Here is a 20,253-nt window from a genome sequence, read left to right on the forward strand (position 1 = left end):
GCGCCGAAACCAATCGTGGCTATACGCGAGGAAGCTTAGAGGGGCAGTTTCCAGTGAACCCGTTGCCGACATTTAGAAGGCGTGGCAAACCATACCGGGTGCGGACGAACAGTTGAACGGAGAACAAGATGGCGCGAAAAGCACGAGACCCGATCGATGCGGTCGTTGGCGGAAATCTGGCACGTATCCGGAAGACGAAGGGATTAAGCCAATCCGCCATCGCCGAGGCTTTGGGGATTTCGTTTCAGCAGGTGCAAAAGTACGAGAAGGGTTCAAATCGCGTCAGTGCCAGCGTTCTCTACAATCTGTCGCACGCTCTCAGCGTTTCCATGGACGACTTCTTTAAAGGTGCCGAAACCATCGAGCGGGATACGATCTCCTTACAGGCGACAGGTCGCGTGTACGTCTCCGGCGACCTTGACCGGGTGAAGAATGCTGACGTCAGGAAAGCCCTTGCGAGCCTTATCAAATGCGTTTCGACAGAAGTGGACGACGATCCACATTGGTCTGCGTCCGGTTCTCAGTGAGCCCGTCGCCTCTGGTACAGCAAGGCTCGTGCTATGAAACCTCCTCGGCACTATGGCGCGAAAGGCACGAGATGGTCCCGCTAGACATCTGTTCCCAATTCTTTGGTTAGCACCGGATTATCCCATGCGGCATCAATGACGGTCCATCCGAGCGCCCGATAAAACCAACAGCATCTCTCGCAGCGTTGTCATCGCGGCCCGGCCGTTTTCAGCGGCTGCAGATCTTACGCATGGGCGTGTGCAGCCCGCCGCGGCTTTGCGGTTGGATGCACTTTGATCGTCACGTCCACCGTCTGGCCGAGAAGGTCGAGCATCTTCCACAGGCGATCGACCGTGAAGCCGTCCAGTTTGACGCGGCGGATGCGGGAGAATTCGGTATAGTTGATTCCGGTCAGCGTTCCGGCCTCCCACACCGACAGCTTCCGCTTGTCGCGTGTCTTGAGAATTTGCGCCGCAAGAGTCGCCCGAAGATGCTCCAACTCCGGGTTCGGCATATTGAAGTCGCGGAAGATGTTGCCACTGCCGCGAACCAGTTCGAAATCGTCGCTCATCGTAAAGCCTCCTTCACTCGTTTCAGTCGTTCGCGGATCAGATGCTTTCGAGCCGCCGCTTGGTGAGGCTCTATGACTGAAATGAGTGCGCAATGCGGAAATCGTTTCCGCTGGCGCCCATCGCACAAGCTGGAAGTGGAACCACCGCCTCTCTGTGACGACACAGCTCCTGAAGACCAATACCCAAGTGTTTTGTTCTTTAGCGCCGGGATCGGTATAGCGAATCCAGTCACTTTTTGGAAGACTGGTATCCGCAGCCGACCTGACCAAAGAGCTTCAGCAGCGTTTTGAATTTCAATTCGTTTGACGAGGCGCTGCCCAACGAGCACCAAGCATAAGCTTGCTGAAGTCCCGCCGCTTGAAGTCAGGATCCTTGTAAGCCATGACATCGGCAAGGCCCGTGCCTTGTGTCGTCTCCGGACGATGTTTAAGACTGCGGAATAATACGTCCATAAAGCTCTCGGCGAAGCCTGGCGGATGAGGATACGCACCGACGGCCCGGCTCCTACGCGGGGTGTCAAACTTTGAGCCGGAGCAGGCCAAGGCGCGGTTTGGGCTGGCCATCGACGTCACAGACTTGCCGGCATCGCTTTCGGGACGCCAATATCTCGACCTCGTCGCCTCGCTTCGTTCATGCGCCCCCACCGACTGGCGAGACCGTGACTTGCCGGCACGACTGGGTATAACGGCCTGGCTTGATCGGCCAATCGCTGAATATTCACTTGGCACACGCGCAAAGATCGCAATCACAGCAGCCCTGATCGGCTCGCCACCGCTGCTGATCTTCGACGAGTCCCTGAATGGCCTGGATCCGCTCGCCGCTTGGGAGATGAAGTCGCTGTTGATCGAGCTCGCCGCCAGCGGAAGACATGCCGTCCTCATCTCCACGCACGTCGTGGAAACCATACCCCGCCTTTGCAATCGAGCCGTGTTCCTCGCCAAAGGCAAAGTCTCGCGATCATGGGAAAGTGATGATCTTGCCAAAATGCGGGCAACACCTGGCGCTTTCGAAGAATGCCTTATCAGCACGCTCAGGGCTCAACTGCAGGTCCCGCGTCCTGTGGAGCCCGGGGACGGCCTAACTCGCAAATCCGTTTCAATTGAAGGATGAACCGCAGTTCCATCATGAGCGGCTGCGCTTCCGATCAGGAGGAGAAGACCAAGCAGGCAAGCTAGTGCAGCGTTCCACTGATGACCATCTTGGAGACGAACGCTGACAGGAGCTTGTGGTCGAAATGCCCGGGAGAGTTCATCATCATGTTGATTGCCTCAGCCTGTGAGAAAGCCGGCTTGTAGGGGCGGATGGTTGTCAGCGCCTCGTATACGTCGCAAATGGCAGCAACGCGAGCAACATAAGGGATCTTCCTGCCCGACAGGCGATCGGGATAACCGCTGCCATCATAGCGCTCATGATGGAAACGGCAGATATCGAGCACTTCATGCGGCGCCGAGCCCGCTTTCGCCACCATCTCGTAACCCTTTTGCGGGTGAGCGCGGACAAGATCCATTTCCTCGGCGGTTAGTTTCCCGGGTTTGTTCAGGATCTCATCAGGAATTATCATCTTTCCGAGATCGTGTATGAGACCGCCTAGGCCAAGAACACGCACTTCTTCTTGCCCATGACCGAGAACGCGCCCGAACGCGATCATCAAGGCGCTGACCGCAAGCGAATGAAGAAACGTGGTTTCATCCTTCTCCTTCAGCTTGGCAACAGCAATCAGCGCGCCAGTGTTATCGAGCGTTTCCAACATGATGCGCTCAACCGCACTGCTCGCTGCCTCGTCTGCAAAACAACCGTTTGCGCGAGCATCCTCCAGCACATGACGAAGATGCGGTCCTATCTCCTGAATGGATTGTCTCGCGCGGCTGATCTCAGCCTTTGAAAAGATGGCCAGCAATTGCGCCTCAAAGCTTGCCATAGCGTTGCGTTGCGACGCTCCTTCGACATCGACGCCCTTCGTGATGTCAATGACCACGCTTCTTACATGTCCATTGGCAAGCCTTCTGACATCATCGCCTTTGGAGACCAGAAAAGGCTTGAACCGAGCGGCATCCACTTGGGTCGTAAACTCCATATCGTTGATGAACATGCCGACCCGGAGCTGATTCAATTGGATGCGTTTGAGCATTTACGATCTTCCTGAAAATCTTGCATTATCGATTGATGAAACGAAGCCGGAGAAACAGAAGATCTATCTCAGCTGGAGTACCTGAGTGGCTCCGAGAAGGACCCGCGACGCACGAGCCGCTGGCCGCGCGCGCTTAGGAACTGACCCGCCTTCAGGGCGTCCATCGCTCTGGCGAAGAGATAGCCCTGACCCAGCCTGCAACCGAATGCTTCGAGACGGCGGGCCTGTTCCTCGTCCTCGATGCCTTCCGCCACCACGCGGATGCCAAGCTTACCTGCGATCGAAAGCACGCCTTCGACGATCACCATCCCGGCGTCATCAATGCTCGTTCGGTCAATGAAGGATTTGTCGATTTTGATGATGTCGACGGGCACCGTCAGAAGATGGGTCAAGGAGGCATAGCCGGTCCCGAAGTCGTCGAGCGCGACTTTCAGGCCCTCCAAGCGCAAGGCTTTGATCTCATCCGCCACCACGTGGTCTCGCTGTCCGAGGTAAACAGATTCCGTCACCTCGAGGATCAGGTGATCAAGGGGGACATCCGCATCTTCGAAGACTCGGCAAATTTTGTCACGTAATCCTCCCTTGCGAAAGTCGGCAGCTGACAGATTTACGCCGACATGCTGTAGAGGAAGCCCGTCGTCGAGCCATGTCCGCATGTCCTTCGCAACTTTGGCCAACATCCGCTCCGTCAGCGTTGAAGCAACGTGAGCGTCTTTGGTCGCCTCATGAAAATGAGCGGCTGCAACAACGTCGCCGGAGTTGGTCTTCATCCGGCACAAGGCCTCCAGACCGACAGCCTCGCGCGTATCAAGGCGCACGATCGGCTGGTAGTAAGCCTCGATGCGGTTCTCSGAYAGTGCAAGGCTGACGTCCCTTACCGCCCTGAAGCGGCGCGTCAACGCTGTCCCGAGTCCCGAATGGTACTCGACGAATTGTCCACGGGCATGCTCTTTGGCGTGGTAGAGCGCGATGTCTGCATTTTGTCGGACTTGCTCAGGATCGATATCGTCGGTCGCCAACGCACCGCCGAGTGTAGCCGCAGGAAAGACGACGTGGCCCGCGCAATCTGTTGGAGGTTCGAGTACCCTCAGGATCTGAACCGCTTTCCGCTGCAGATCAAGTTCGCCTTCGCCGACAGCGATGATTGCGAATTCGTCGCCGCCCAGCCGATAGGTCCTTTCCCTGCCCGCGGCTGTCGCGATGCGCTCCGCCAGAACGCGGATCAGAGAATCGCCAGCCGCGTGACCAAACGTATCGTTCACCGGCTTCAGATTATCGACATCGGCTATTATAATGCCCCAGCCGTGATTTGCAGGCGGCGTCAGGGTCCGAAGAGCGAGATCGAAGGCAGCCCGGTTATGGAGCCCTGTAAGTCCATCCGTGTATGTCAGACGCTGACGCTCGGCTACCCGTTCTTCACGCTCGATTGCGATCGAGCACAGATGCACACATGCATCCACAATCGTTTGCTCAAGCTCGCTTGGTCCCCGGTTCTCCCGGTAATAGAAGGCGAAGGTACCGATGACGCGGTCGCCGCTCTTGATCGGGCTTGACCAACAAGCCTTCAAGCCAAGCGCGAGAGCAAGGGCAGCATAGTCGGTCCATATTGGGTTCGTTTCTATATCGGTGACGACAACCGGCGACCCAAGGAAGGCGGCGGTCCCGCAAGAACTTGCATAAGGCCCTATTTTGACGCCGTCCACCGCGGCGGAATATGATGTTGGGAGCGACGGCGCCGCCAGCGTCGACAAACGGACGCCATCGGACTTGAGGACTGTGGCCGCAATGCCCGGAATCGCTGCTTCAACCTTTGAGCACAATGCTGAAAGCGTGGTCGCCAGCGGCTGGCCTTTGGCAATCATTTCAAGAATGGCATTCTGCAATTCTAGGATCATGAAAGGGCGTCTCGAAAGGGAAGCCCTCTTTAACAGCCGCAGTTTCCGATCAAGTTACCGTATCAATTAAATATTGATCGATCCGGCGGCTGCAAAGCGCGGAAATGGGAACGTACATGATAACCGACGGGGATGGTGGGTCAGTCGATATCCCCGCTCAGATTCGGCGGCGACGTATAATCAGCCCATCGCCGCTTGCGCCAGCAATGAACGTCTCTCGGAACCGAGGCGCGCCCGCGTTGGAAAATCCGAAAATCGGAACGATCAGGAAGGCTACCGGCTTGTGAAGGCCGTGCTCCAATTTATGGCCGGCGCCATGATGATTGCCGGAGCCTTGACGCGGATTTCCGCGCCGGTGGGTTTGTTTATCGATGCCATTGGTGGGTCGCCGGTGGTTCCGGCGATATAGGTAGACAAGCGACAGCTCAAATGCGCCTGCGTCGGCGGCGACAGCAGGCTTCCGCTGGGTTTCATCTGCCTTGCGGAGAACCTGATGATGGTCGCGGGTGGCGGTCTGTGCGGCCATTAAGACAGGCTCCTGACGACAAGACTGCGAATTTCAAATCTGGTTTCAGATGGTGACAAGTGTTGAGGGAACCGGCCCCGATTTGTGCTCGTTTCGCCCTTGAAAGGAGCGACTACGCAAATGCCAGCCACAGCAGATAAAGAATATACGCCCTCCACCCTCCACGACCGCTACCAGATGGACCTCGGCGAAGCCAAAAGGCTGATCAACAGTTTCGGCAGCAATCGCCTCGAGCTAGATCGTCTTCTCGGCTCGCGGGACAGGTCACCGCCTCAGGCCGGCGAAGAAAACGCGGCCGCAGCCTGAGGCGGATCGCAGGCTGGGTGCATTGGAAGATCGATATCATCGGCCCTCGTCGTGATAGCCCTCATCGCCAACCACTTTAGAGCTTGGCTTGTTCGACGTCGCTGAGGCGCAACGCTCTGCCGTCTGCCGCGACTATGGCGTCCATCTCCTCTGCAAGCGCGTCGCGATCATCGACACCACGCAAGAGGCGGCCGGCTAGAGTATCGAAACGTCCGGCGGCGATGTCGGCAATCAAGAGTGCAGCCCGCGACGGTTCGATGTTGACGCCATCATCGAAAAGCTTCTGGATCCCGGGCAGGTAGGTTTTTCCTGCTTCTGAAAAAAGCTGCATTTCGGTCATCGCACTCCGAACGAGGCCGGGATCGACCGCAAATGCGCGCACCCCCTGGCCGATGGTGGTGTCGTTCAGGCATTCCGTGAGCCGCATGATGGCGGCTTTGCTGGACGCGTAGCCAGAACCATGGGGAAAGCTGTTGCCCGTTCCGCCACCAACGAGGTTTACAATCCGGCCCCTACCCCGCGCCAACATCACAGGGGCGGCCGAGCGGCAAGCATTGAAAGTGCCTCGCAGATTGATCTCGACATCCCGCCACCACGCAAGAGGGTCACAGTCCCAAATCGGGCCAAAGCCCTGGAACGAGCCGTGATTGTTGATCAGAATGTCAACAGGCCCCAATTCGGTCGCCACCCGGGTAAGGGCATTTTCAACAGCGGCAAGGTCGATGATGTCCGTCGAAATAGCGATCGCTTCCCCGCCCTCTCCCTCGATGAGAGAGACTGTTTCCTCAATCTCGGTCACCGTTCGCGCCAGCACGGCAACCTTTGCTCCCTCCCTCGCCTGCTGTAGAGCGATTTCTCGACCTATCCCCCTGCCACCGCCAGTTACGACCGCGACCGAATTCGAAAGGCGGGCCATGCTAACTCCTATGCATTGCCAAAATGATCTGGTGATAGAACTATGTGTGCGGCGGCGGCTGATGACAATGCCGCCCCCTGGCTTTTTTGGCTTGGGCTAATCCAGCGGTCGTCTTAGCCGACGAGGTCGCATAGCGCTACGCGGCGACCGAGAGGTTCGGGTCGGGCGCGAGATCGTTGGCTTCAGGAACCCGTTTGGATCCCTGCTGCGACGACAGCGCCGTGCCCGCTTGGCGCACAGGCAATCTCGTCAGGAATATTCATCACGCTTCAAGCTCTCACCTACAGCATATTGCAAGGAGGATCGGGTTCGAGCGCAGCTGCTGAATTATCCGCCGCGATAGCATTGCCTCGGCAGGTCACAATTTTTACGAACCATTTCGCTCTTCGGCCACTCTTAGTACATTCAGAGCTTGCCGGCATCCATGTGCCGCAATGGAGAAGCGTCCGGAAGGTCCGGGACGGACTGACGACCGATGTCCTCTATGGTTTCCTGACCACGGACCCGAACGATCTCGTGAAGCCGATCCATGAGAAGGCCATGCCGGTGCTGTTGCTGTCGAAGGAAGAGACCGACATCTGGATGCGGGGGCCTGGGATGAGGCAAAGGAATTGGCCCGCCGTCTGCCAACTGACGCGCTCATCATCTCCTCGCGCGAACCGTACGGATCCACGATCGTCTCGACATCCGAAGAGCCGGTGGAACAGGGCAGTGTGCTTTGACGCCTGAACTCTAAGCTTGATTGTGTCGTCCAGATCGCACCTCCCTCGACGGCGATTTTGGTTGCAGCGCCTGCCTATCCGCCGGTCAGCGCCCAAGAGCCCGAGTGACTTGCTCCAACATCGCGCGGTTATGGGCCGTAGCCAGATCACCGGATCAATTATTCCCTGGACCCTGGTATCGGCCGACGACAGGATCCAAATCTCGCCCTCTGACGGTACGATAGTCCACGACCTCGCCTCGCAAATAGACCTTGCGGTACGCGGACTTGGGATCGTCAGCGTCCCAAGCGCAATGGTGACCGGCCTCGTTGATCAAGGAGTCCTATCGCGCGTTCTGCCGTCATGGTCCTCCCCGATGGAAGCGCTGTACATCTACTTCCCGAGCCGCCGTCATCAATCCGCGGCGCTGCGGACGTTTGTCGGTTTTCTGGAAAACCGATCCTAGCATCTGTCCGATCCTGCTCAGGCGCATTGCCGTTCACAAAGTTCCCCAATTCCAAACCCTTCACCTTCTTGACAGGCGAGAAGGTGTTTTGCCTAAAGACGGAAAGCAACTCCTTTGAAATTTTTCTGGATGATCAGGACACCAGGATCATGACGCCGGTTAGCTGTCGTGCCGTCAGGCCCTGGGTTCTCGCTAAGGCCTGCACCCCCCGAGGCAGCTTCTCGCGCCGAAAAGATCGCGCTGACCGGCCCATTGTCGCGAGTACCTCGCCGTAAACAGTCAAATCAGGATGGGACAGGTGATAAAGCCTTTTCGCCTTGCCTGTTCCGTCTCATGCCTTGAAGGGATTGAAACCACCGGCCCGCAAAAGCTAATTTCGTCAACCAGTTGCGGGAGTAAGTGTCTTGGCCAAAAATCGCGACTTATCGCCGATGGCTAACACGCGACCGGTCACCTCCTCGATGATACCGAAACGCTCCAAGTCGGTGAGCGCCGCATTGACTGCTGGTGCGGACCGACCTGCCTTTTGAACCCGGCCGCGCCCAGACCGGTTTGCCCGCGGTCGCGAGAGATGCGCCACGGAAGGCCGAAGGTGGGCTGCTGCGCGAATCTGCGCTGTACCGGTACCCCGGTATCAGAGGTCCTTCGCGATTTTGAGAGGCTGCAGGACTATATCGGCAAGGGCGGACTTTCCGACCTGGAACGCGACCTGATACTCCGGGTCTTCCACCATTGCCTTAAAGGCTGTGCGTCGCGGGTACTGCACCAGCAAGACGGCGTCCCAGCCCTCCACATCGCCTGTCGTCAGCACATCTAGACCGTCACCGCGGAAGAGAATCCTCGCGCCGAAGCGCGCAAGGATCGGTTCTGCCATTCGCAGGTACTCGAGATGTCGTTCGCGACCGCCGTCGGGCACGAACCGGAGAAGGTTCAACATCACGACGGGGGCATCGTCCTCTTCGGCGAGGAAGTCAGCGAAGACGTCGGGTGAAAACGCAACCATACAATCATCCTTTCATGAGTGCGCCTTTGATGCGCCTGCGTGAAGTCTAACCTCGTGCTCCGTCAGAAAATGTCAGGAACGAGCGCAGCAAACGCTCGGAACTTTCGGGCCACTTCTCCGTTTGGAGCGCGGATCGTGCGGCGAATCTCTTTCCGTGGTGACCCCTTCAAAGCCCTGCGGTTCGTTGGACGGTCCACCTCGGCAAATTTTCTTCGACAGGCCGGGAACTTTATTGCCCGCCAGAGTTTGTGCCTCCGGATCGCCGGTGCCTTAGTCGTCACCGGATCACCTGCAACCCATGGGGCGCCCCGCGATCCCCCCGGCATTATCACGGCTGTGGGTGTCATGCCGTTGTCACGGGACGTGTTGAGTTATGATTACTGTGACGAGATGCGTGTGGGAACCAGCGCTCGGTCCCACCAATGCCGCGGAAGAAAATGGCGAAAGAGCATCACGACAAAATAAAATCCCTTCATCGCCGATAATCTTAATCCCCCAAGCGTTTACACTGTATATATAGCCACTCCTCATGCGGTACTTCATGGATAAAATATCCAACAATGTCGCTATTCGGTGTTTTCTTGCAACAATATGCTATCTTCGCGATGAATCAGACTTAAGTCCCAATTGATTACAGGACGCCTCCCTCTAGATCTACTACGTTGTGGTCAATTAAGTATCGGATCGTCATGCCAATTATTGAATCGGATCGACTATTATTCAAACGGGTTTGGGCTATCGGCGCCAAAACGGTGACAGAAAATCGCATGTCTGCGCTGATTGACGTGGCTCTTAATACCCCCACGTTGGAACAGTATCAGGACGCTCACGGCCAGCGGATGACCGACATGATCAAGGTCGTTCAGCTTGGGATCGCGCAACTTCGCGGCAGCGAGGACCGCGCCCAATCCTATGACGCGCAGACGCCCGCACCGCCCTCCCGCCGTTTCGCCAACAGTCGGAACTGATGCTAAGTGAATACGTCCTGTTGCTTACTTGTCCGAGCAACATGGGTTTCGTCATATTTCCTGCCGGGCCTAAGTTTCCTTTACGGGGCGCACATCCCAGCCGCTGGCCAGAAGATGCGGGGCCGGCACCGTCGCTGGTCTAACAGTGGCTTCTGAGCTAGCCTCCACTCTGGGACGCAGAAAGCCGCTGGCGCTCCATCCGGTCGATCCGCTCTCTCAGATCGAGCAAGATGTCCCTTGCGCCGTCTTGACCTCGTCTATCTGGCGCTGCTGATCAATGAAACGTTGATCGTAACTTCCGAACACCCTGTCGAGTTCTTCGCGCCGGACCTGAGCGTCACGCAGCTCCTTCACATTGGTGTCAGTCCTTGCGCGATCCTCTGCCGATCGGGTGGCCCTCCATTCGAGCTCGCTCTGCGTGACCATCTTGTCGGCCAGGATGCTGACAGACTGCTTCAGGTCGCTGGTTGCTTCACGGATCGGGAGATATGCCGGGAGGCCGCCCAGCATGGCGGCAAACGTCAGCGCTACGCCCAGTGCCTGCCACTGAGGCTTGTTCCGCTGTGCGAGATTAGTCGATAGCGCGGCGATCGAGGCGCGCGTTTCATTCGCCAGGGACGTAACGGCGGTGTCAGTGCCCTTGAAGCCTGCACGCATCTCCGCTTCGAGGTCGGTCTGCCGGCGCCCGAGGTTGGTCACCCGCTCGCCAAGCTGGGCCGTAATGGCATCCGTATAGACGCGGTGGGCGTCGTTGTTGGTGCTCATGTCGTCTGCCATTCTGTTGGTGCCCTGTCCTTTCAATGCAATGCCTGTATTTGGATAAACCGAAGAGTGTGCGGCACACCTCTTGGAAGCCGGCGTGCCCGCAGTCGCCGTACTTCGTTAAAATCTTCGCACGTATCGAGCCGCTCGTCGGGTCGGCATCAGCAGCGTTTGATGATGGGGGCCTGGACGCTTCGCGACATCATGGAAAAGGTGACGGTGAAGAAGCCTCCCCTCGCTTTCGATGGCCGCCGCAAGGATCTGACATGGCTCCAACCAACCCTGATAGCGGAAATTGAATACCGCGCCTGACGCACGACGGGTATTTGCGGCACGCCTCTTACAAGGGTTACGGGACGAGCAAGACAATGCGGAGGTTTATCGACAATAGGTGAGCGGTCCTAGTGCCGTTGGGACGGGATCGTCTTAACGGCTTGCGGCCCTGCGGAACAAAAAAACGAGAAACACGTTAGATGGCGCGTCCCGCGAGTTTGGTTCTGCTTTCGCGGGCGTTGAGGGATGTGCAATGGACCGATTACTTATCGTCTTCATCCGACAAAGGATCGCCGGCCGCGCCGATATTGATCTTGGCGAAATCTTCGACGCTGCAGAACAGTATTTTAAAGTGAAGCTAGAGGCCCGCGCATTTTTCGATGCGCTTCGTGCAGTCCAGCGCGAACGACTGCGGCAAACCCGTTCATCCAATGTCCGAAGTGGGCGGTTTCCGGGCAAGAACTCCCTATACTGAGCCGGCCAGTGGCTAAATCTCTGTCCGAACGTCCGCTCTGAGCTCTGGATCGTGGCGGTATTCCTCGATGATCTGGCGCAGTCGACGCTTCTACTTACGTCGGTTTTGCTTCGTGATGTTGGGAAAGATATCCTCGTAGGTGGCGCTGCTCGTCCGTGCGAACCTTCTCCGGGTTTGTTGCATAATGATGCTGGAGCGCGGTGTGGCAGTCTCGCATGAAACGATCCGCCGATAGTGTAGGTCGCACGGTTCMATGATCACAGCGCGGTTGCACCGCAAATCGCCCTCTTCCAGCGACGTGTGGCATCTCGACGAGGCTGTCGTTCGCATCGGAGGGAGAAAGTGCTGGCTGTGGCGCGCCGTGGATCAAGACGGATATGTCCTGGATGAAATCGTTCAGGTTCGCCGCAACACCAAGGCAGCCAAGCGATTGCTGCTCCGTTTGCTGAAGAAACAGGGCATGGTGCCCAAGCGCATCATCACCGACAAGCTGCGATCCTATGGCGCCGCCCGGCGTCAGGTCATGCCCGCCGTCGAGCATCGCTCTCATAAAGGCCTGAACAACAGGGCCGAGAATTCGCATCTGCCATTTCGAAAGCGTGCACGAACCCGGCAAGGATTTCGGTCGATCGGTTCGCTGCAACAATTTGTCTCGATCTTCTCAGCCATCCGAAACCATTTCGTTCCCGCCAAATCAAATCGTCCCGCTACCCAGATCCGATCCTTCCGCCAAAGCGCGACTACCCAATGGAGGATGGCCGCGCTGCAACTCGCCTGAAATCCACCTTGCGGCTTCCATGCGCCCGCACGTCAAACAATGTGACAGTACCCGCGGATCCGCTCACCCAGGAGAAATTCGATGCCACTCGGATGAACAATTGACAAAAGACCTGATGTGATGGGATTCGCTCCGACAACCGGCGGTTATGCTTACTGCCATCCGCGAGATCCGGCTATGGGATTGATTATTTAAACTAGGTTGTCCAATCTTCCACTCGTAAGCCGGGCACGCGATCAAATTCCCGGCGGTTATTGGTAACCATAATCAGTCCCCGCGAGCGCGCGTGTCCTGCAATCAATTGATCATATGGACCAATCGGAGTTCCGCTACGCGCCAATTCGGCTCGCAGTTGACCGCTATGGTTTGCTGCTATTTCGTCGTACGGCAATACCTCGAGGCGCGCTACGAAGCCCTCCACAACGGAAAGGTTCTTTTCAGGACTGGCTGACTTTTCCGCTCCGTAAATCAATTCCATTAAGCAAACCGAGCTGATGCACAGCTGATCATGGGAACGATTAAACGCGTCTCGAACCTGCTGCGGTCGATTTTTGATCGTAAAAATGCAGATATTGGTGTCGAGCATGTACTTCAGCATCAAAATGCCTCACGCTCCTGCAAAGCAGGTTGATCACGCTCGCTCATGAAGTCGGATGTCGCCTCCGCTCCTTCAAACCAGCTGTCCCAGATCTCACCAGCTGGTGCAATGATACGAGTGCGTCCCACCGCAACGATGTCGACACGCTTTACATCATCAGGCAAAGCAAGCGCCTTTGGCAAACGGATCGCTTGGCTACGATTGCTCTGGAATACTGCACCCTGCTCCATCTGCACGTCTCCGAATTGCATTGATTACGACGTAACCTAAATAGCCCTCTTGATGGGATATGTCAATGGGATATACGATTTAGGTCTGCTACCCACCATGCGATCCATGCCGCACCAGACGCCTTCGCCTTGAAGGGACATGAACCCGAGACCCTGTCGTTCAGCCGCTGTACTTGGATCAAATTTCCTAATTCGAGCCGCTACTTGCTCTCGGGAATGACCGGAATGGGGTCAGGAGCGGACCGTCCTCTATGCGTTTCGATTTCAAGTGGTGCAGCCACTCCGCAGCCTGTTCCCTTGCGAAAGCCGATCTCCACCAGCAATTTCCCTTGCTCATTTGTGTCGTGCGGCATGCGACGTCAGCCGTGCGAAATCGACCGCCCCGCGAGGAGCGGAGCGTACGTGGCGAGGCGGTGAGATACGAATTCCGTGAACAGCCGCACGCGCTTCGTCTTGCGTGTCTCCCCATGCGTGAGAAGCCAGATCGTCGCAGGTGATTTCAGACCGATGCCCGGAACTCTCGTCAGCAGCTGTTCCGCATCTCCGACGAAACAAGGCAGTCTGGTCATGCCGATCCCTTGCCTTGCCGCAGCGATCTGCGCTTCCGCATCCGGCGTCCGGAACGGGATGCCTGTAGCGCGAACCTCCCCTTCGGCGGCCCAGGCCGGAAGAGCTTGATTGCTGAGGACGATTGGCCGGATCGGATCTGACGCACCCGCCGCACGCCACGCAGCCAGTCTTTCGCGCGACATATAGATACCCGCGAGTAGATTCGGACCTTTGAGGGCATGAAGATTGAGAGGGAGGGTTTTGCGATCGGCGACCATTCGGATCGCCACATCCGCCTCCCGATTGGTCAGATTAACTACCTCGCCGGTCGATACGAGTTCCATCTCGATATCTGGATGGAGGCGCGCAAATTCTGCGATATCCGGCATGAGCAGGTGTGTCCCGAGAAACGGGGGCAGCGTAACCCGCAGAAGCCCGCGTACGCTCTGATCGCGCCCGAAGACGCGCGTCTCCAGTTGGTGCGACGAGGCTTCCATCTGATTCGCAAACTCGAGAACCTCCTCGCCGGCGGCGGTGAGACGGTAACCTGAAGGCAGCCTTTCGAACATCTGCGCCCCGAGGCGCTCCTCGAGCTGGGCAATCCGTCGCAGCACCGTCGCATGGTTGACTCCCAGGCTTTTTGCGGCAGCCCGCACGGAGCCGCCACGCGCAGCGGCAAGAAAATAGCGAACGTCGTCCCAGTCGATCATGGTCCATTCCCACGCCGCGTAAGCCGGCCTCTGAAGGCCGGTCTACCATACTGGGCCGGATTGCGCATGACATCCGCTGCGTTCTGTCACGTAAGTGGATCGTTTTCGCACCACGGATGCGCGCCAATGCGCACTCACCGCCGATCGCCAGGGCACCCATATCGACGCTGTCGGAGGATATCTCCACAAAGCGATATCCGAGGCGCGACACAAGGAACACATGACATGACCAGATTGAATGGAAAGACCGCCGTAATCACGGGCGGCGCCACCGGCATCGGTCTTGCCGCTGCAAAGCGCTTCATCGAGGAGGGTGCCGTCGTCTTCATCTACGGCCGTCGGCAAGAAGCACTCGATGCAGCTGTAGCCGAGCTTGGACCCAACTCCCGCGCGGTGAAGGGCTCGGTCTCGGATGAGGCCGATCTTGATCGGCTCTACGCGGCGGTGAAAGCCGAGCGCGGAAGCCTCGACATCGTCTTCGCAAATGCCGGGGCCGGAAGCCCGCTGCCTCTGGGCCAGATCACCGCCAAGCACATCGACGAAACCTTTGGCACCAACGTGAAGGGCACGATCTTCACGGTTCAGAAGGCGCTACCACTGATGGGCCCGGGCGGTTCGATCATCCTGACGGGATCGAGCGCCGGGACCACCGGCGCCCCCGCATTCACCGCCTACAGCGCCAGCAAGGCAGCCGTGCGCAATCTTGCACGGACCTGGGCCGAGGATCTGAAGGGCACCGGCATCCGGGTCAACGTGCTGTCGCCCGGCGCGACGGCGACCGAACTCGCCAAGGATGCGCTCGGAGAGGAGGGCCAGAAGGCCTACGGCGCAATGACCCCGCTTCAGCGCATGGCCGATCCGGCGGAGATCGCGGCCGCGGCCGCCTTCCTCGCGTCGGACGACAGCAGCTTCATGACCGCCAGCGAAGTCGCCGTCGACGGCGGCCTGGCCCAACTCTGACCCCGGCACGGCTCCGTGCCTAACTCCACCACAACGAAGGACAAATGATTATGAAAGCACTCGAAGGTAAAATCGCAGTCATCACGGGCGGAAGCAGTGGGATCGGCTTGGCCACAGCTAAGCGTTTCGTGGAAGAAGGTGCACAGGTCGTGATCATTGGGCGTCGCGAGAAAGCCATACAAGAGGCCGCGGCCCATATCGGGAAGAATGTGACAACAGTCGTGGGCGACGTCTCGCGCCTGGGAGATCTGGACCGGCTCTATGACGTCGTGAAGGAGAAACATAGTCACATCGACATTCTCTTCGCGAACGCGGGCGCAGGGACAGTCGCGACGCTTGCTGCAGCCACGGAGGCCCATTTTGATCAGACCTTCGATGTAAACGTGAAAGGTATGTTCTTCACGGTGCAGAAGGCCCTTCCTCTTTTTAAGAGTGGCGGTTCGATCATTCTGAACTCGTCGGTTTCGAACGTGAAGGGGTTGCCGGCGTTTAGCGCCTATGCAGCAAGCAAGGCAGCTGTTCGCAGCTTCGCGCGCTCCTGGACCATGGAGTTGCTGGACCGAAAGATCCGCGTCAATACGATGAGCCCAGGCGCAATCGAAACTCCCGCTTTGGCGACAACAACCGGCCTCACCGCCGAGCAGGCCGAAGCGGCCGTTGCCCAGTTTACTTCACAGATCCCGATGGGTCGCAGGGGCAAGCCAGAGGAAATCGCGGCTGCGCTCACGTTCCTCGCCTCCGATCAAAGCTCCTACATCACCGGCATAGATCTCGCCGTCGACGGTGGTTGGGCGCAGGTCTGACCCCGCGTTCACGTAGGATTGGAGAGCACTATGAGCTATGCAATTATCGGCTTCGGCAATATCGGCCAGGCCCTAGCTAAGGCTTTCGCACGCAACAGCATCGAAGTGACCGTTGCAACCACGCGCGATCCGGAGAGCTTTGCTGCTGATGCGGCCGCGATCGGACCCAAAATTCTCCCCGGAACGCTCGCGGAAGCGGTCGAGGCAGACATCATCTTTCTGGCTGTTCGCTTCCAATCGCACCGGGACGTCGCAAAGGCACTCCCGAGTTGGCAGGGTAAGATCATCGTCGATGTGACCAATGCACGCGGCGTGAACCCTAAGGACTTGGCGGGACAACCGTCTTCCAAGGCCATCGCGCAAATCTACACAGGCGCAAGACTGATCAAGGGCTTTAACCATTTGCCCGCCGCGATCCTTGAGCAAGACCCGGTCGAACACGGCGGCAGGAGGGTGGTTTTTTTGGCGAGCGACGATGACGGCGCCGTAGATCAAATTTCGGCGCTGGCGGAAAATATCGGTTTCGCCCCGATTAAACTTGGCGGGCTTTCGGAAGGCGGGTTGCTTGTCCAGTCGTTCGGAAGCAGCTGGGGTCAACTTGTCTTCCAGCACCTGGTGAAGTTCGGCTGATGGACACAACGGCCGAGAAAGCGGAGATATTCCCATGAGTATTGAGAAGAACATCCAAACCGTGAAGAACTTCTTTGCCGCGATCGGTCGCGGCGACAGGGAGGCTCTGCTGGCGCTGGTCGCGGAAGATATCGAGTGGATTATTCCGGGCACTGACTGGCCGCTGGCCGGCACCTACCGCGGACACGCGGGGCTGGCGGGTCTGCTGGACACGGCATCCAGGTCGATGGAAACCTCTACGGAACCCCGGGAGTTTGTCGCACAAGGAGACCGGGTTCTCGTCGTCGGCTTCGCCAACGGGAAGGTCAAAGCCACGAACAAGCCGTTCGAGGACGACTGGATCTTCGCCATCACGGTCCAGGACGACAAACTGACCAGCATCCGGGAATATGTCGACACGCAAGCGCTGGCCCGGGCCGCGCAGGTGGACACGTCCGGTCCAGCTTAGCGTTGGCCACGTTCCGCAATCGGCTCAGGGTGGCCGGTGGATCACCCAATCAGTCGCCCCTCGCTCGCTGTGCCCATCGAAGACTTTCCTGAAGGAGATACCTATGTACGACCAATCCAAACTATCCGAGTTGATCCGGTTCGCACGCGTAGATGCGGGTGACACCGTCATCGACGTTTATCCAGGCGACGGCGAATGGACGCGCCGGTTCTCCGACATCGTTGGACACGAAGGTCGAGTCATTAGCTTCGTGCCGGCCGAGGTCGCGCACTTCAAGAACGATCCGGTTGACATCATGCGAACGCTCGCGCAAGAGCCAGGCCGGGGAAACGTCAAAGCCGTCTCAGCGGACCTCGTGGCAATGCCGGAGGTCACGCAGCCAGCGGATGTCCTGTGGCTGCACCTGTTCTACCACGATCTCCACACCGCGCTGATGCAGGCCAGAGGCGCGACGGCGGCCGACTTCAATCGAGCTGTCTTCGAACGGCTGAAGCCCGGTGGTTTCTACGTCATCGTCGATCACGCCGCCGCCGCCGGGACCGGCACAGACGATGCCCAGTCATTACATCGCATCGACCCTGTCTACGTGCGCGCGGAGGTGGAGGCTGTCGGCTTCGTACTGGATGCGGAAAGCAAGCTGCTCGCGAACGGGAACGATTCACACGCGATCAAGGTCTTCGATCCCTCGATCAAGGGGGAAACCGATCGCTTTGCATATCGGTTCGTAAAGCCCTGACAGAGGCCGGCGCTAACCTCAAGCCGACCTCTCTAGGATGCCAGGATTGCTCAACTACGCCAGTCTGCAGCAAACGTCAGCTTTCGGGGCTCGCTCGAGAGCCTGCAAAGGTCAGGCTTGGGGCGCAAAGCCGTCTTTGAGAACGGATCGCAGCCAGTGTTGAGCACAGTGCGAACTATGTCTCCAAGGATCCAGCGGCTTCCCATTTTCTGGCTCTCTAAGGCCTCGTAATTTGACCCTCATCCAAGCAAGAGGTCGGGAAACGCGCTTCGCTGGCATCGCAACCGCTGCGATAATCTATGATCGCAACAAGGGTCGGCATCCCATGCTTCTGCTTCGAAAGCCAGCGTCGAGTGTCTTCGATCGTTCAATCAGGTTTGCGCACGCCCTGGAAATAGCCCGCGGTAGATGCACCGAGGATCATTTCCTGAGCGTGGCGACCGCTCGAACGAAGCTGTCGATTTCGTCATTGGTATTGTAATAGTGCGGGGATGCTCGAACCACCGCGGGCAAATGGCGCGCCGTAGCATCAAGAAGTGTGCTCGAGGGTGCGGATACACTGACGTTATAACCCGATTGTATAAGCTCCGCCTTTACGGTCGTCGCATCGCGTTTCTCAATCGAGAACGAAACAATGGAGACAGGGTTGCGACCAAGGTCATGAATGACTATCCCGGGCGCAGCTCGCAGGCCTTCTCGCAAACGGGCCGATAGGATGCTGCAGCGCGTCTCGATATTCTCCAGACCTAGCTGTAGTGCGTAGTCGACAGCTCGTCCTAGCCCGAGGCGAGCGGCATAGTTGTTTTCCCAGGTCTCGAAGCGCCGCGCATCAGCCCGCAACTCGTAGCGGTCAGGCGTAACCCACGGTGCGGCGAAGTGGTCGATCATTGGCGGATCCATCGTGAGCATGAGGTCACGGCGGACATACAGAAAGCCGGTACCGCGTGGACCGCGTAAGAATTTACGGCCGGTCGCAGTCAGAATATCGCAGCCGAGTTCATCCACTCGCGTGGGCATCTGACCAACGGCTTGGCACGCGTCAAGCAGAAAGATCACGCCATGGCGCCGTGCGATGTCGCCGACCGCTGCGGCTGGATTGCGAAGCCCACCGTTTGTCGGCACCCATGTGATTGCGATGACCTTGACGCGCTCGTCGATCATCTTCTCAAGGGCTTCGGGTTTCAATACCCCGTCAACATCGTCAGGGATAACTTCAATTATGGCGCCGGTGCGCCTGGAGACCTGCAGGAAGGCGACATAGTTCGCGGCATATTCAGCGCGAGCTGTTAGAATACGGTCTCCTGATTGGAAAGACAGGGCGTAGAACGCGAGCTGCCACGCCACGGTCGCGTTTTCCGTGAGCGCAATCTCATCACGATTGGCGCCCAAGAGGCGTGCGACGCTATCGTAGACGCCATCCAGTTCTGTGGCCGCCTCGCCGGCAGCTTCGTAACCACCAATCTCGGCCTCGCGGGTCAAGTAACCGAGCATGGCGTCCAGTACCGGCTGTGGCATCAATCCTGAACCAGCATTGTTCAGGTGGATACGATGGAGAACACCCGGCGTCTCGCGCCTGACTTTCACGACGTCTATTGTCATTATATCTCCTAAAGGTTGGCCTGCCACCTAGTCTCTCGATGGCAATGCTGCACCACCATGCTGATGCAATCGATCCTACCACGTGATCAGCGGTGCTTTGCGCGACCACGTATCGGCGGAGATCTGTTGGACGACAAATTGGGCGACATCGGCTCGGGAGATGGTTCCGCCATGGATGCCAGACAGGTCGGTCAACGCCTTGATGTGACCGCGCGCCGGCTTGTCGTTGAGCACCGTCGGGCGGACGATGGTCCAATCGAGCGCGCTCGCCCGAATCGCGTCTTCCTGGCGATCCTTGTCTTCATAGACCTTTCGCAGCATCAACGGCAGGAACAGCCGGTCGAAGAAGAAGCCGCCATGGCCTCGGCTGTCGCCGGCGCCAAGGCCGGTGATGCACACCAGACGACGAACCTTCTGTGCCGCCATAACGCCGACCAGCGCACGCGTCGCCGTCGAGAGCAGGGTGACTTCCTTGAACGGGCTCATGGCCGTCCCCAGCGAGCTGACGACAGCATCACAGCCGGCGATAGCGCGGGTGAGTGCTGCGGCATCGCGGGCATCGCCCTCGATCAGCTCTGCACCCTCCAGGCCCGAGGCCTTTTCTTTGGAGCGAACGAGGGCGACGACCTCGTACCCGTCTGCAACTGCCTTGCCGACAATCAGCCGGCCGGTGGCGCCCGTCGCGCCCAATACCAGAATTTTCATGTCAAACCT

23 protein-coding genes and 3 pseudogenes are annotated in these 20,253 nt (G+C 58.1%); 14 read left to right on the forward strand and 12 right to left on the reverse strand.

The annotated features are described in order from the left end of the window. Positions 1–128: 128 nt before the first annotated feature. A complete protein-coding gene (locus tag AC1DM5_RS31655) occupies positions 129–527 on the forward strand; it encodes a helix-turn-helix domain-containing protein (protein WP_477822723.1) in 399 nt (132 codons plus the stop codon). A 224-nt stretch (positions 528–751) separates the two neighbouring features. On the opposite strand, the gene AC1DM5_RS31660 is transcribed toward AC1DM5_RS31655, so the two are convergent. Next, positions 752–1,078 (reverse strand): helix-turn-helix domain-containing protein, encoded by a 327-nt coding sequence (locus AC1DM5_RS31660; protein ID WP_477822724.1) that lies wholly within the window; start codon positions 1,076–1,078, stop codon positions 752–754. Positions 1,079–1,592: 514 nt separating this feature from the next. Here AC1DM5_RS31660 and AC1DM5_RS31665 point away from each other — a divergent pair. Then, a complete protein-coding gene (locus AC1DM5_RS31665; protein WP_477976568.1) occupies positions 1,593–2,189 on the forward strand; it encodes an ATP-binding cassette domain-containing protein in 597 nt (198 codons plus the stop codon). A gap of 61 nt (positions 2,190–2,250) precedes the next feature. On the opposite strand, the gene AC1DM5_RS31670 is transcribed toward AC1DM5_RS31665, so the two are convergent. The 3 genes and pseudogenes from AC1DM5_RS31670 to AC1DM5_RS31680 all read right to left on the reverse strand — a co-directional run. Beyond that, the gene (locus tag AC1DM5_RS31670; RefSeq protein ID WP_477822726.1) at positions 2,251–3,207 is read right to left on the reverse strand and encodes an HD-GYP domain-containing protein; all 957 of its coding nucleotides are present in this window, start codon (positions 3,205–3,207) and stop codon (positions 2,251–2,253) included. 68 nt (positions 3,208–3,275) lie between these two features. Further along, positions 3,276–5,102: a bifunctional diguanylate cyclase/phosphodiesterase gene (locus AC1DM5_RS31675; RefSeq protein WP_477822727.1), complete on the reverse strand. Its 1,827-nt coding sequence runs from the start codon at positions 5,100–5,102 to the stop codon at positions 3,276–3,278. Positions 5,103–5,334: 232 nt separating this feature from the next. Next, a pseudogene (locus AC1DM5_RS31680) lies at positions 5,335–5,628 on the reverse strand (hypothetical protein); the annotation flags it as partial. Positions 5,629–5,748: 120 nt separating this feature from the next. Here AC1DM5_RS31680 and AC1DM5_RS31685 point away from each other — a divergent pair. Beyond that, a complete protein-coding gene (locus AC1DM5_RS31685; protein ID WP_113184081.1) occupies positions 5,749–5,934 on the forward strand; it encodes a hypothetical protein in 186 nt (61 codons plus the stop codon). A 76-nt stretch (positions 5,935–6,010) separates the two neighbouring features. On the opposite strand, the gene AC1DM5_RS31690 is transcribed toward AC1DM5_RS31685, so the two are convergent. Continuing rightward, positions 6,011–6,850: an SDR family NAD(P)-dependent oxidoreductase gene (locus AC1DM5_RS31690; protein ID WP_477976570.1), complete on the reverse strand. Its 840-nt coding sequence runs from the start codon at positions 6,848–6,850 to the stop codon at positions 6,011–6,013. A 414-nt stretch (positions 6,851–7,264) separates the two neighbouring features. Between AC1DM5_RS31690 and AC1DM5_RS31695 the strand changes: the two are divergent. Further along, positions 7,265–7,572: pseudogene (locus tag AC1DM5_RS31695) on the forward strand (SOS response-associated peptidase); the annotation flags it as partial. 22 nt (positions 7,573–7,594) lie between these two features. Then, positions 7,595–8,017, forward strand: coding sequence for a LysR substrate-binding domain-containing protein (locus AC1DM5_RS31700; protein ID WP_477822760.1), 423 nt, complete (start codon positions 7,595–7,597; stop codon positions 8,015–8,017). A gap of 634 nt (positions 8,018–8,651) precedes the next feature. Here the strand turns inward: AC1DM5_RS31700 and AC1DM5_RS31705 are convergent. Then, a complete protein-coding gene (locus AC1DM5_RS31705) occupies positions 8,652–9,020 on the reverse strand; it encodes a DUF1330 domain-containing protein (RefSeq protein WP_113185899.1) in 369 nt (122 codons plus the stop codon). 767 nt (positions 9,021–9,787) lie between these two features. Between AC1DM5_RS31705 and AC1DM5_RS31710 the strand changes: the two genes are divergently transcribed. Then, on the forward strand, positions 9,788–9,988 hold the full coding sequence (locus AC1DM5_RS31710; protein ID WP_113185898.1) for a hypothetical protein: 201 nt from the start codon (positions 9,788–9,790) through the stop codon (positions 9,986–9,988). A gap of 216 nt (positions 9,989–10,204) precedes the next feature. Here AC1DM5_RS31710 and AC1DM5_RS31715 read toward each other — a convergent pair whose 3' ends face one another. Beyond that, positions 10,205–10,765: a hypothetical protein gene (locus tag AC1DM5_RS31715; RefSeq protein WP_477976572.1), complete on the reverse strand. Its 561-nt coding sequence runs from the start codon at positions 10,763–10,765 to the stop codon at positions 10,205–10,207. 159 nt (positions 10,766–10,924) lie between these two features. On the opposite strand from AC1DM5_RS31715, the gene AC1DM5_RS31720 reads away from it, so the two are divergent. The 3 genes and pseudogenes from AC1DM5_RS31720 to AC1DM5_RS31730 all read left to right on the forward strand — a co-directional run. Continuing rightward, positions 10,925–11,062: a hypothetical protein gene (locus AC1DM5_RS31720; RefSeq protein ID WP_477822730.1), complete on the forward strand. Its 138-nt coding sequence runs from the start codon at positions 10,925–10,927 to the stop codon at positions 11,060–11,062. A gap of 214 nt (positions 11,063–11,276) precedes the next feature. Continuing rightward, entirely contained in the window at positions 11,277–11,498 is a 222-nt protein-coding gene (locus AC1DM5_RS31725; RefSeq protein ID WP_477822731.1) for a hypothetical protein, read from the forward strand. Positions 11,499–11,664: 166 nt separating this feature from the next. After that, positions 11,665–12,276, forward strand: a pseudogene (locus AC1DM5_RS31730) (IS6 family transposase); the annotation flags it as partial. Positions 12,277–12,472: 196 nt separating this feature from the next. On the opposite strand, the gene vapC reads toward AC1DM5_RS31730, so the two are convergent. The 3 genes from vapC to AC1DM5_RS31745 form a co-directional block, all read right to left on the reverse strand. Continuing rightward, positions 12,473–12,874 (reverse strand): type II toxin-antitoxin system tRNA(fMet)-specific endonuclease VapC, encoded by a 402-nt coding sequence (gene vapC / locus AC1DM5_RS31735; RefSeq protein ID WP_477822732.1) that lies wholly within the window; start codon positions 12,872–12,874, stop codon positions 12,473–12,475. Continuing rightward, entirely contained in the window at positions 12,874–13,104 is a 231-nt protein-coding gene (vapB, locus tag AC1DM5_RS31740) for a type II toxin-antitoxin system VapB family antitoxin (protein ID WP_113185894.1), read from the reverse strand. Before vapB ends, vapC begins: the two co-directional genes overlap by 1 nt. Positions 13,105–13,463: 359 nt before the next feature. After that, complete coding sequence (locus AC1DM5_RS31745) at positions 13,464–14,363, reverse strand: LysR family transcriptional regulator (protein WP_477822733.1); 900 nt, start codon at positions 14,361–14,363, stop codon at positions 13,464–13,466. A 225-nt stretch (positions 14,364–14,588) separates the two neighbouring features. On the opposite strand from AC1DM5_RS31745, the gene AC1DM5_RS31750 reads away from it, so the two are divergent. The 5 genes from AC1DM5_RS31750 (at position 14,589) to AC1DM5_RS31770 (ending at position 17,940) form a co-directional block, all read left to right on the forward strand. Beyond that, entirely contained in the window at positions 14,589–15,323 is a 735-nt protein-coding gene (locus AC1DM5_RS31750) for an SDR family NAD(P)-dependent oxidoreductase (protein ID WP_477822734.1), read from the forward strand. Between the two features lie 50 nt (positions 15,324–15,373). Further along, the gene (locus tag AC1DM5_RS31755; RefSeq protein ID WP_477822735.1) at positions 15,374–16,126 is read left to right on the forward strand and encodes an SDR family NAD(P)-dependent oxidoreductase; all 753 of its coding nucleotides are present in this window, start codon (positions 15,374–15,376) and stop codon (positions 16,124–16,126) included. 30 nt (positions 16,127–16,156) lie between these two features. Next, positions 16,157–16,756 (forward strand): NADPH-dependent F420 reductase, encoded by a 600-nt coding sequence (locus AC1DM5_RS31760; protein ID WP_477822736.1) that lies wholly within the window; start codon positions 16,157–16,159, stop codon positions 16,754–16,756. A gap of 34 nt (positions 16,757–16,790) precedes the next feature. Beyond that, positions 16,791–17,204 (forward strand): nuclear transport factor 2 family protein, encoded by a 414-nt coding sequence (locus AC1DM5_RS31765; RefSeq protein WP_477822737.1) that lies wholly within the window; start codon positions 16,791–16,793, stop codon positions 17,202–17,204. A gap of 103 nt (positions 17,205–17,307) precedes the next feature. Beyond that, a complete protein-coding gene (locus tag AC1DM5_RS31770; protein WP_477822738.1) occupies positions 17,308–17,940 on the forward strand; it encodes a class I SAM-dependent methyltransferase in 633 nt (210 codons plus the stop codon). Positions 17,941–18,360: 420 nt separating this feature from the next. On the opposite strand, the gene AC1DM5_RS31775 is transcribed toward AC1DM5_RS31770, so the two are convergent. Continuing rightward, positions 18,361–19,539: an aminotransferase class V-fold PLP-dependent enzyme gene (locus tag AC1DM5_RS31775; RefSeq protein WP_477822739.1), complete on the reverse strand. Its 1,179-nt coding sequence runs from the start codon at positions 19,537–19,539 to the stop codon at positions 18,361–18,363. A 75-nt stretch (positions 19,540–19,614) separates the two neighbouring features. Further along, positions 19,615–20,244 (reverse strand): NAD(P)-dependent oxidoreductase, encoded by a 630-nt coding sequence (locus tag AC1DM5_RS31780; RefSeq protein ID WP_477822740.1) that lies wholly within the window; start codon positions 20,242–20,244, stop codon positions 19,615–19,617. Between the last annotated feature and the right edge of the window lie 9 nt (positions 20,245–20,253).

Source organism: Rhizobium sp. 01T437, from assembly GCF_056398505.1.

Excerpts from the sequence above, each read along its gene's own strand:
- AC1DM5_RS31655 (WP_477822723.1), top strand. The coding sequence starts at position 129 with ATGGCGCGAAAAGCACGAGACCCGATCGATGCGGTCGTTGGCGGAAAT.
- AC1DM5_RS31660 (WP_477822724.1), bottom strand. The coding sequence starts at position 1,078 with ATGAGCGACGATTTCGAACTGGTTCGCGGCAGTGGCAACATCTTCCGC.
- AC1DM5_RS31670 (WP_477822726.1), bottom strand. The coding sequence starts at position 3,207 with ATGCTCAAACGCATCCAATTGAATCAGCTCCGGGTCGGCATGTTCATC.
- AC1DM5_RS31685 (WP_113184081.1), top strand. The coding sequence starts at position 5,749 with ATGCCAGCCACAGCAGATAAAGAATATACGCCCTCCACCCTCCACGAC.
- AC1DM5_RS31690 (WP_477976570.1), bottom strand. The coding sequence starts at position 6,850 with ATGGCCCGCCTTTCGAATTCGGTCGCGGTCGTAACTGGCGGTGGCAGG.
- AC1DM5_RS31705 (WP_113185899.1), bottom strand. The coding sequence starts at position 9,020 with ATGGTTGCGTTTTCACCCGACGTCTTCGCTGACTTCCTCGCCGAAGAG.
- AC1DM5_RS31710 (WP_113185898.1), top strand. The coding sequence starts at position 9,788 with ATGTCTGCGCTGATTGACGTGGCTCTTAATACCCCCACGTTGGAACAG.
- AC1DM5_RS31715 (WP_477976572.1), bottom strand. The coding sequence starts at position 10,765 with ATGGCAGACGACATGAGCACCAACAACGACGCCCACCGCGTCTATACG.
- AC1DM5_RS31720 (WP_477822730.1), top strand. The coding sequence starts at position 10,925 with ATGATGGGGGCCTGGACGCTTCGCGACATCATGGAAAAGGTGACGGTG.
- AC1DM5_RS31725 (WP_477822731.1), top strand. The coding sequence starts at position 11,277 with ATGGACCGATTACTTATCGTCTTCATCCGACAAAGGATCGCCGGCCGC.
- vapC (WP_477822732.1), bottom strand. The coding sequence starts at position 12,874 with ATGCTGAAGTACATGCTCGACACCAATATCTGCATTTTTACGATCAAA.
- vapB (WP_113185894.1), bottom strand. The coding sequence starts at position 13,104 with ATGGAGCAGGGTGCAGTATTCCAGAGCAATCGTAGCCAAGCGATCCGT.
- AC1DM5_RS31745 (WP_477822733.1), bottom strand. The coding sequence starts at position 14,363 with ATGATCGACTGGGACGACGTTCGCTATTTTCTTGCCGCTGCGCGTGGC.
- AC1DM5_RS31750 (WP_477822734.1), top strand. The coding sequence starts at position 14,589 with ATGACCAGATTGAATGGAAAGACCGCCGTAATCACGGGCGGCGCCACC.
- AC1DM5_RS31755 (WP_477822735.1), top strand. The coding sequence starts at position 15,374 with ATGAAAGCACTCGAAGGTAAAATCGCAGTCATCACGGGCGGAAGCAGT.
- AC1DM5_RS31760 (WP_477822736.1), top strand. The coding sequence starts at position 16,157 with ATGAGCTATGCAATTATCGGCTTCGGCAATATCGGCCAGGCCCTAGCT.
- AC1DM5_RS31765 (WP_477822737.1), top strand. The coding sequence starts at position 16,791 with ATGAGTATTGAGAAGAACATCCAAACCGTGAAGAACTTCTTTGCCGCG.
- AC1DM5_RS31770 (WP_477822738.1), top strand. The coding sequence starts at position 17,308 with ATGTACGACCAATCCAAACTATCCGAGTTGATCCGGTTCGCACGCGTA.
- AC1DM5_RS31775 (WP_477822739.1), bottom strand. The coding sequence starts at position 19,539 with ATGACAATAGACGTCGTGAAAGTCAGGCGCGAGACGCCGGGTGTTCTC.
- AC1DM5_RS31780 (WP_477822740.1), bottom strand. The coding sequence starts at position 20,244 with ATGAAAATTCTGGTATTGGGCGCGACGGGCGCCACCGGCCGGCTGATT.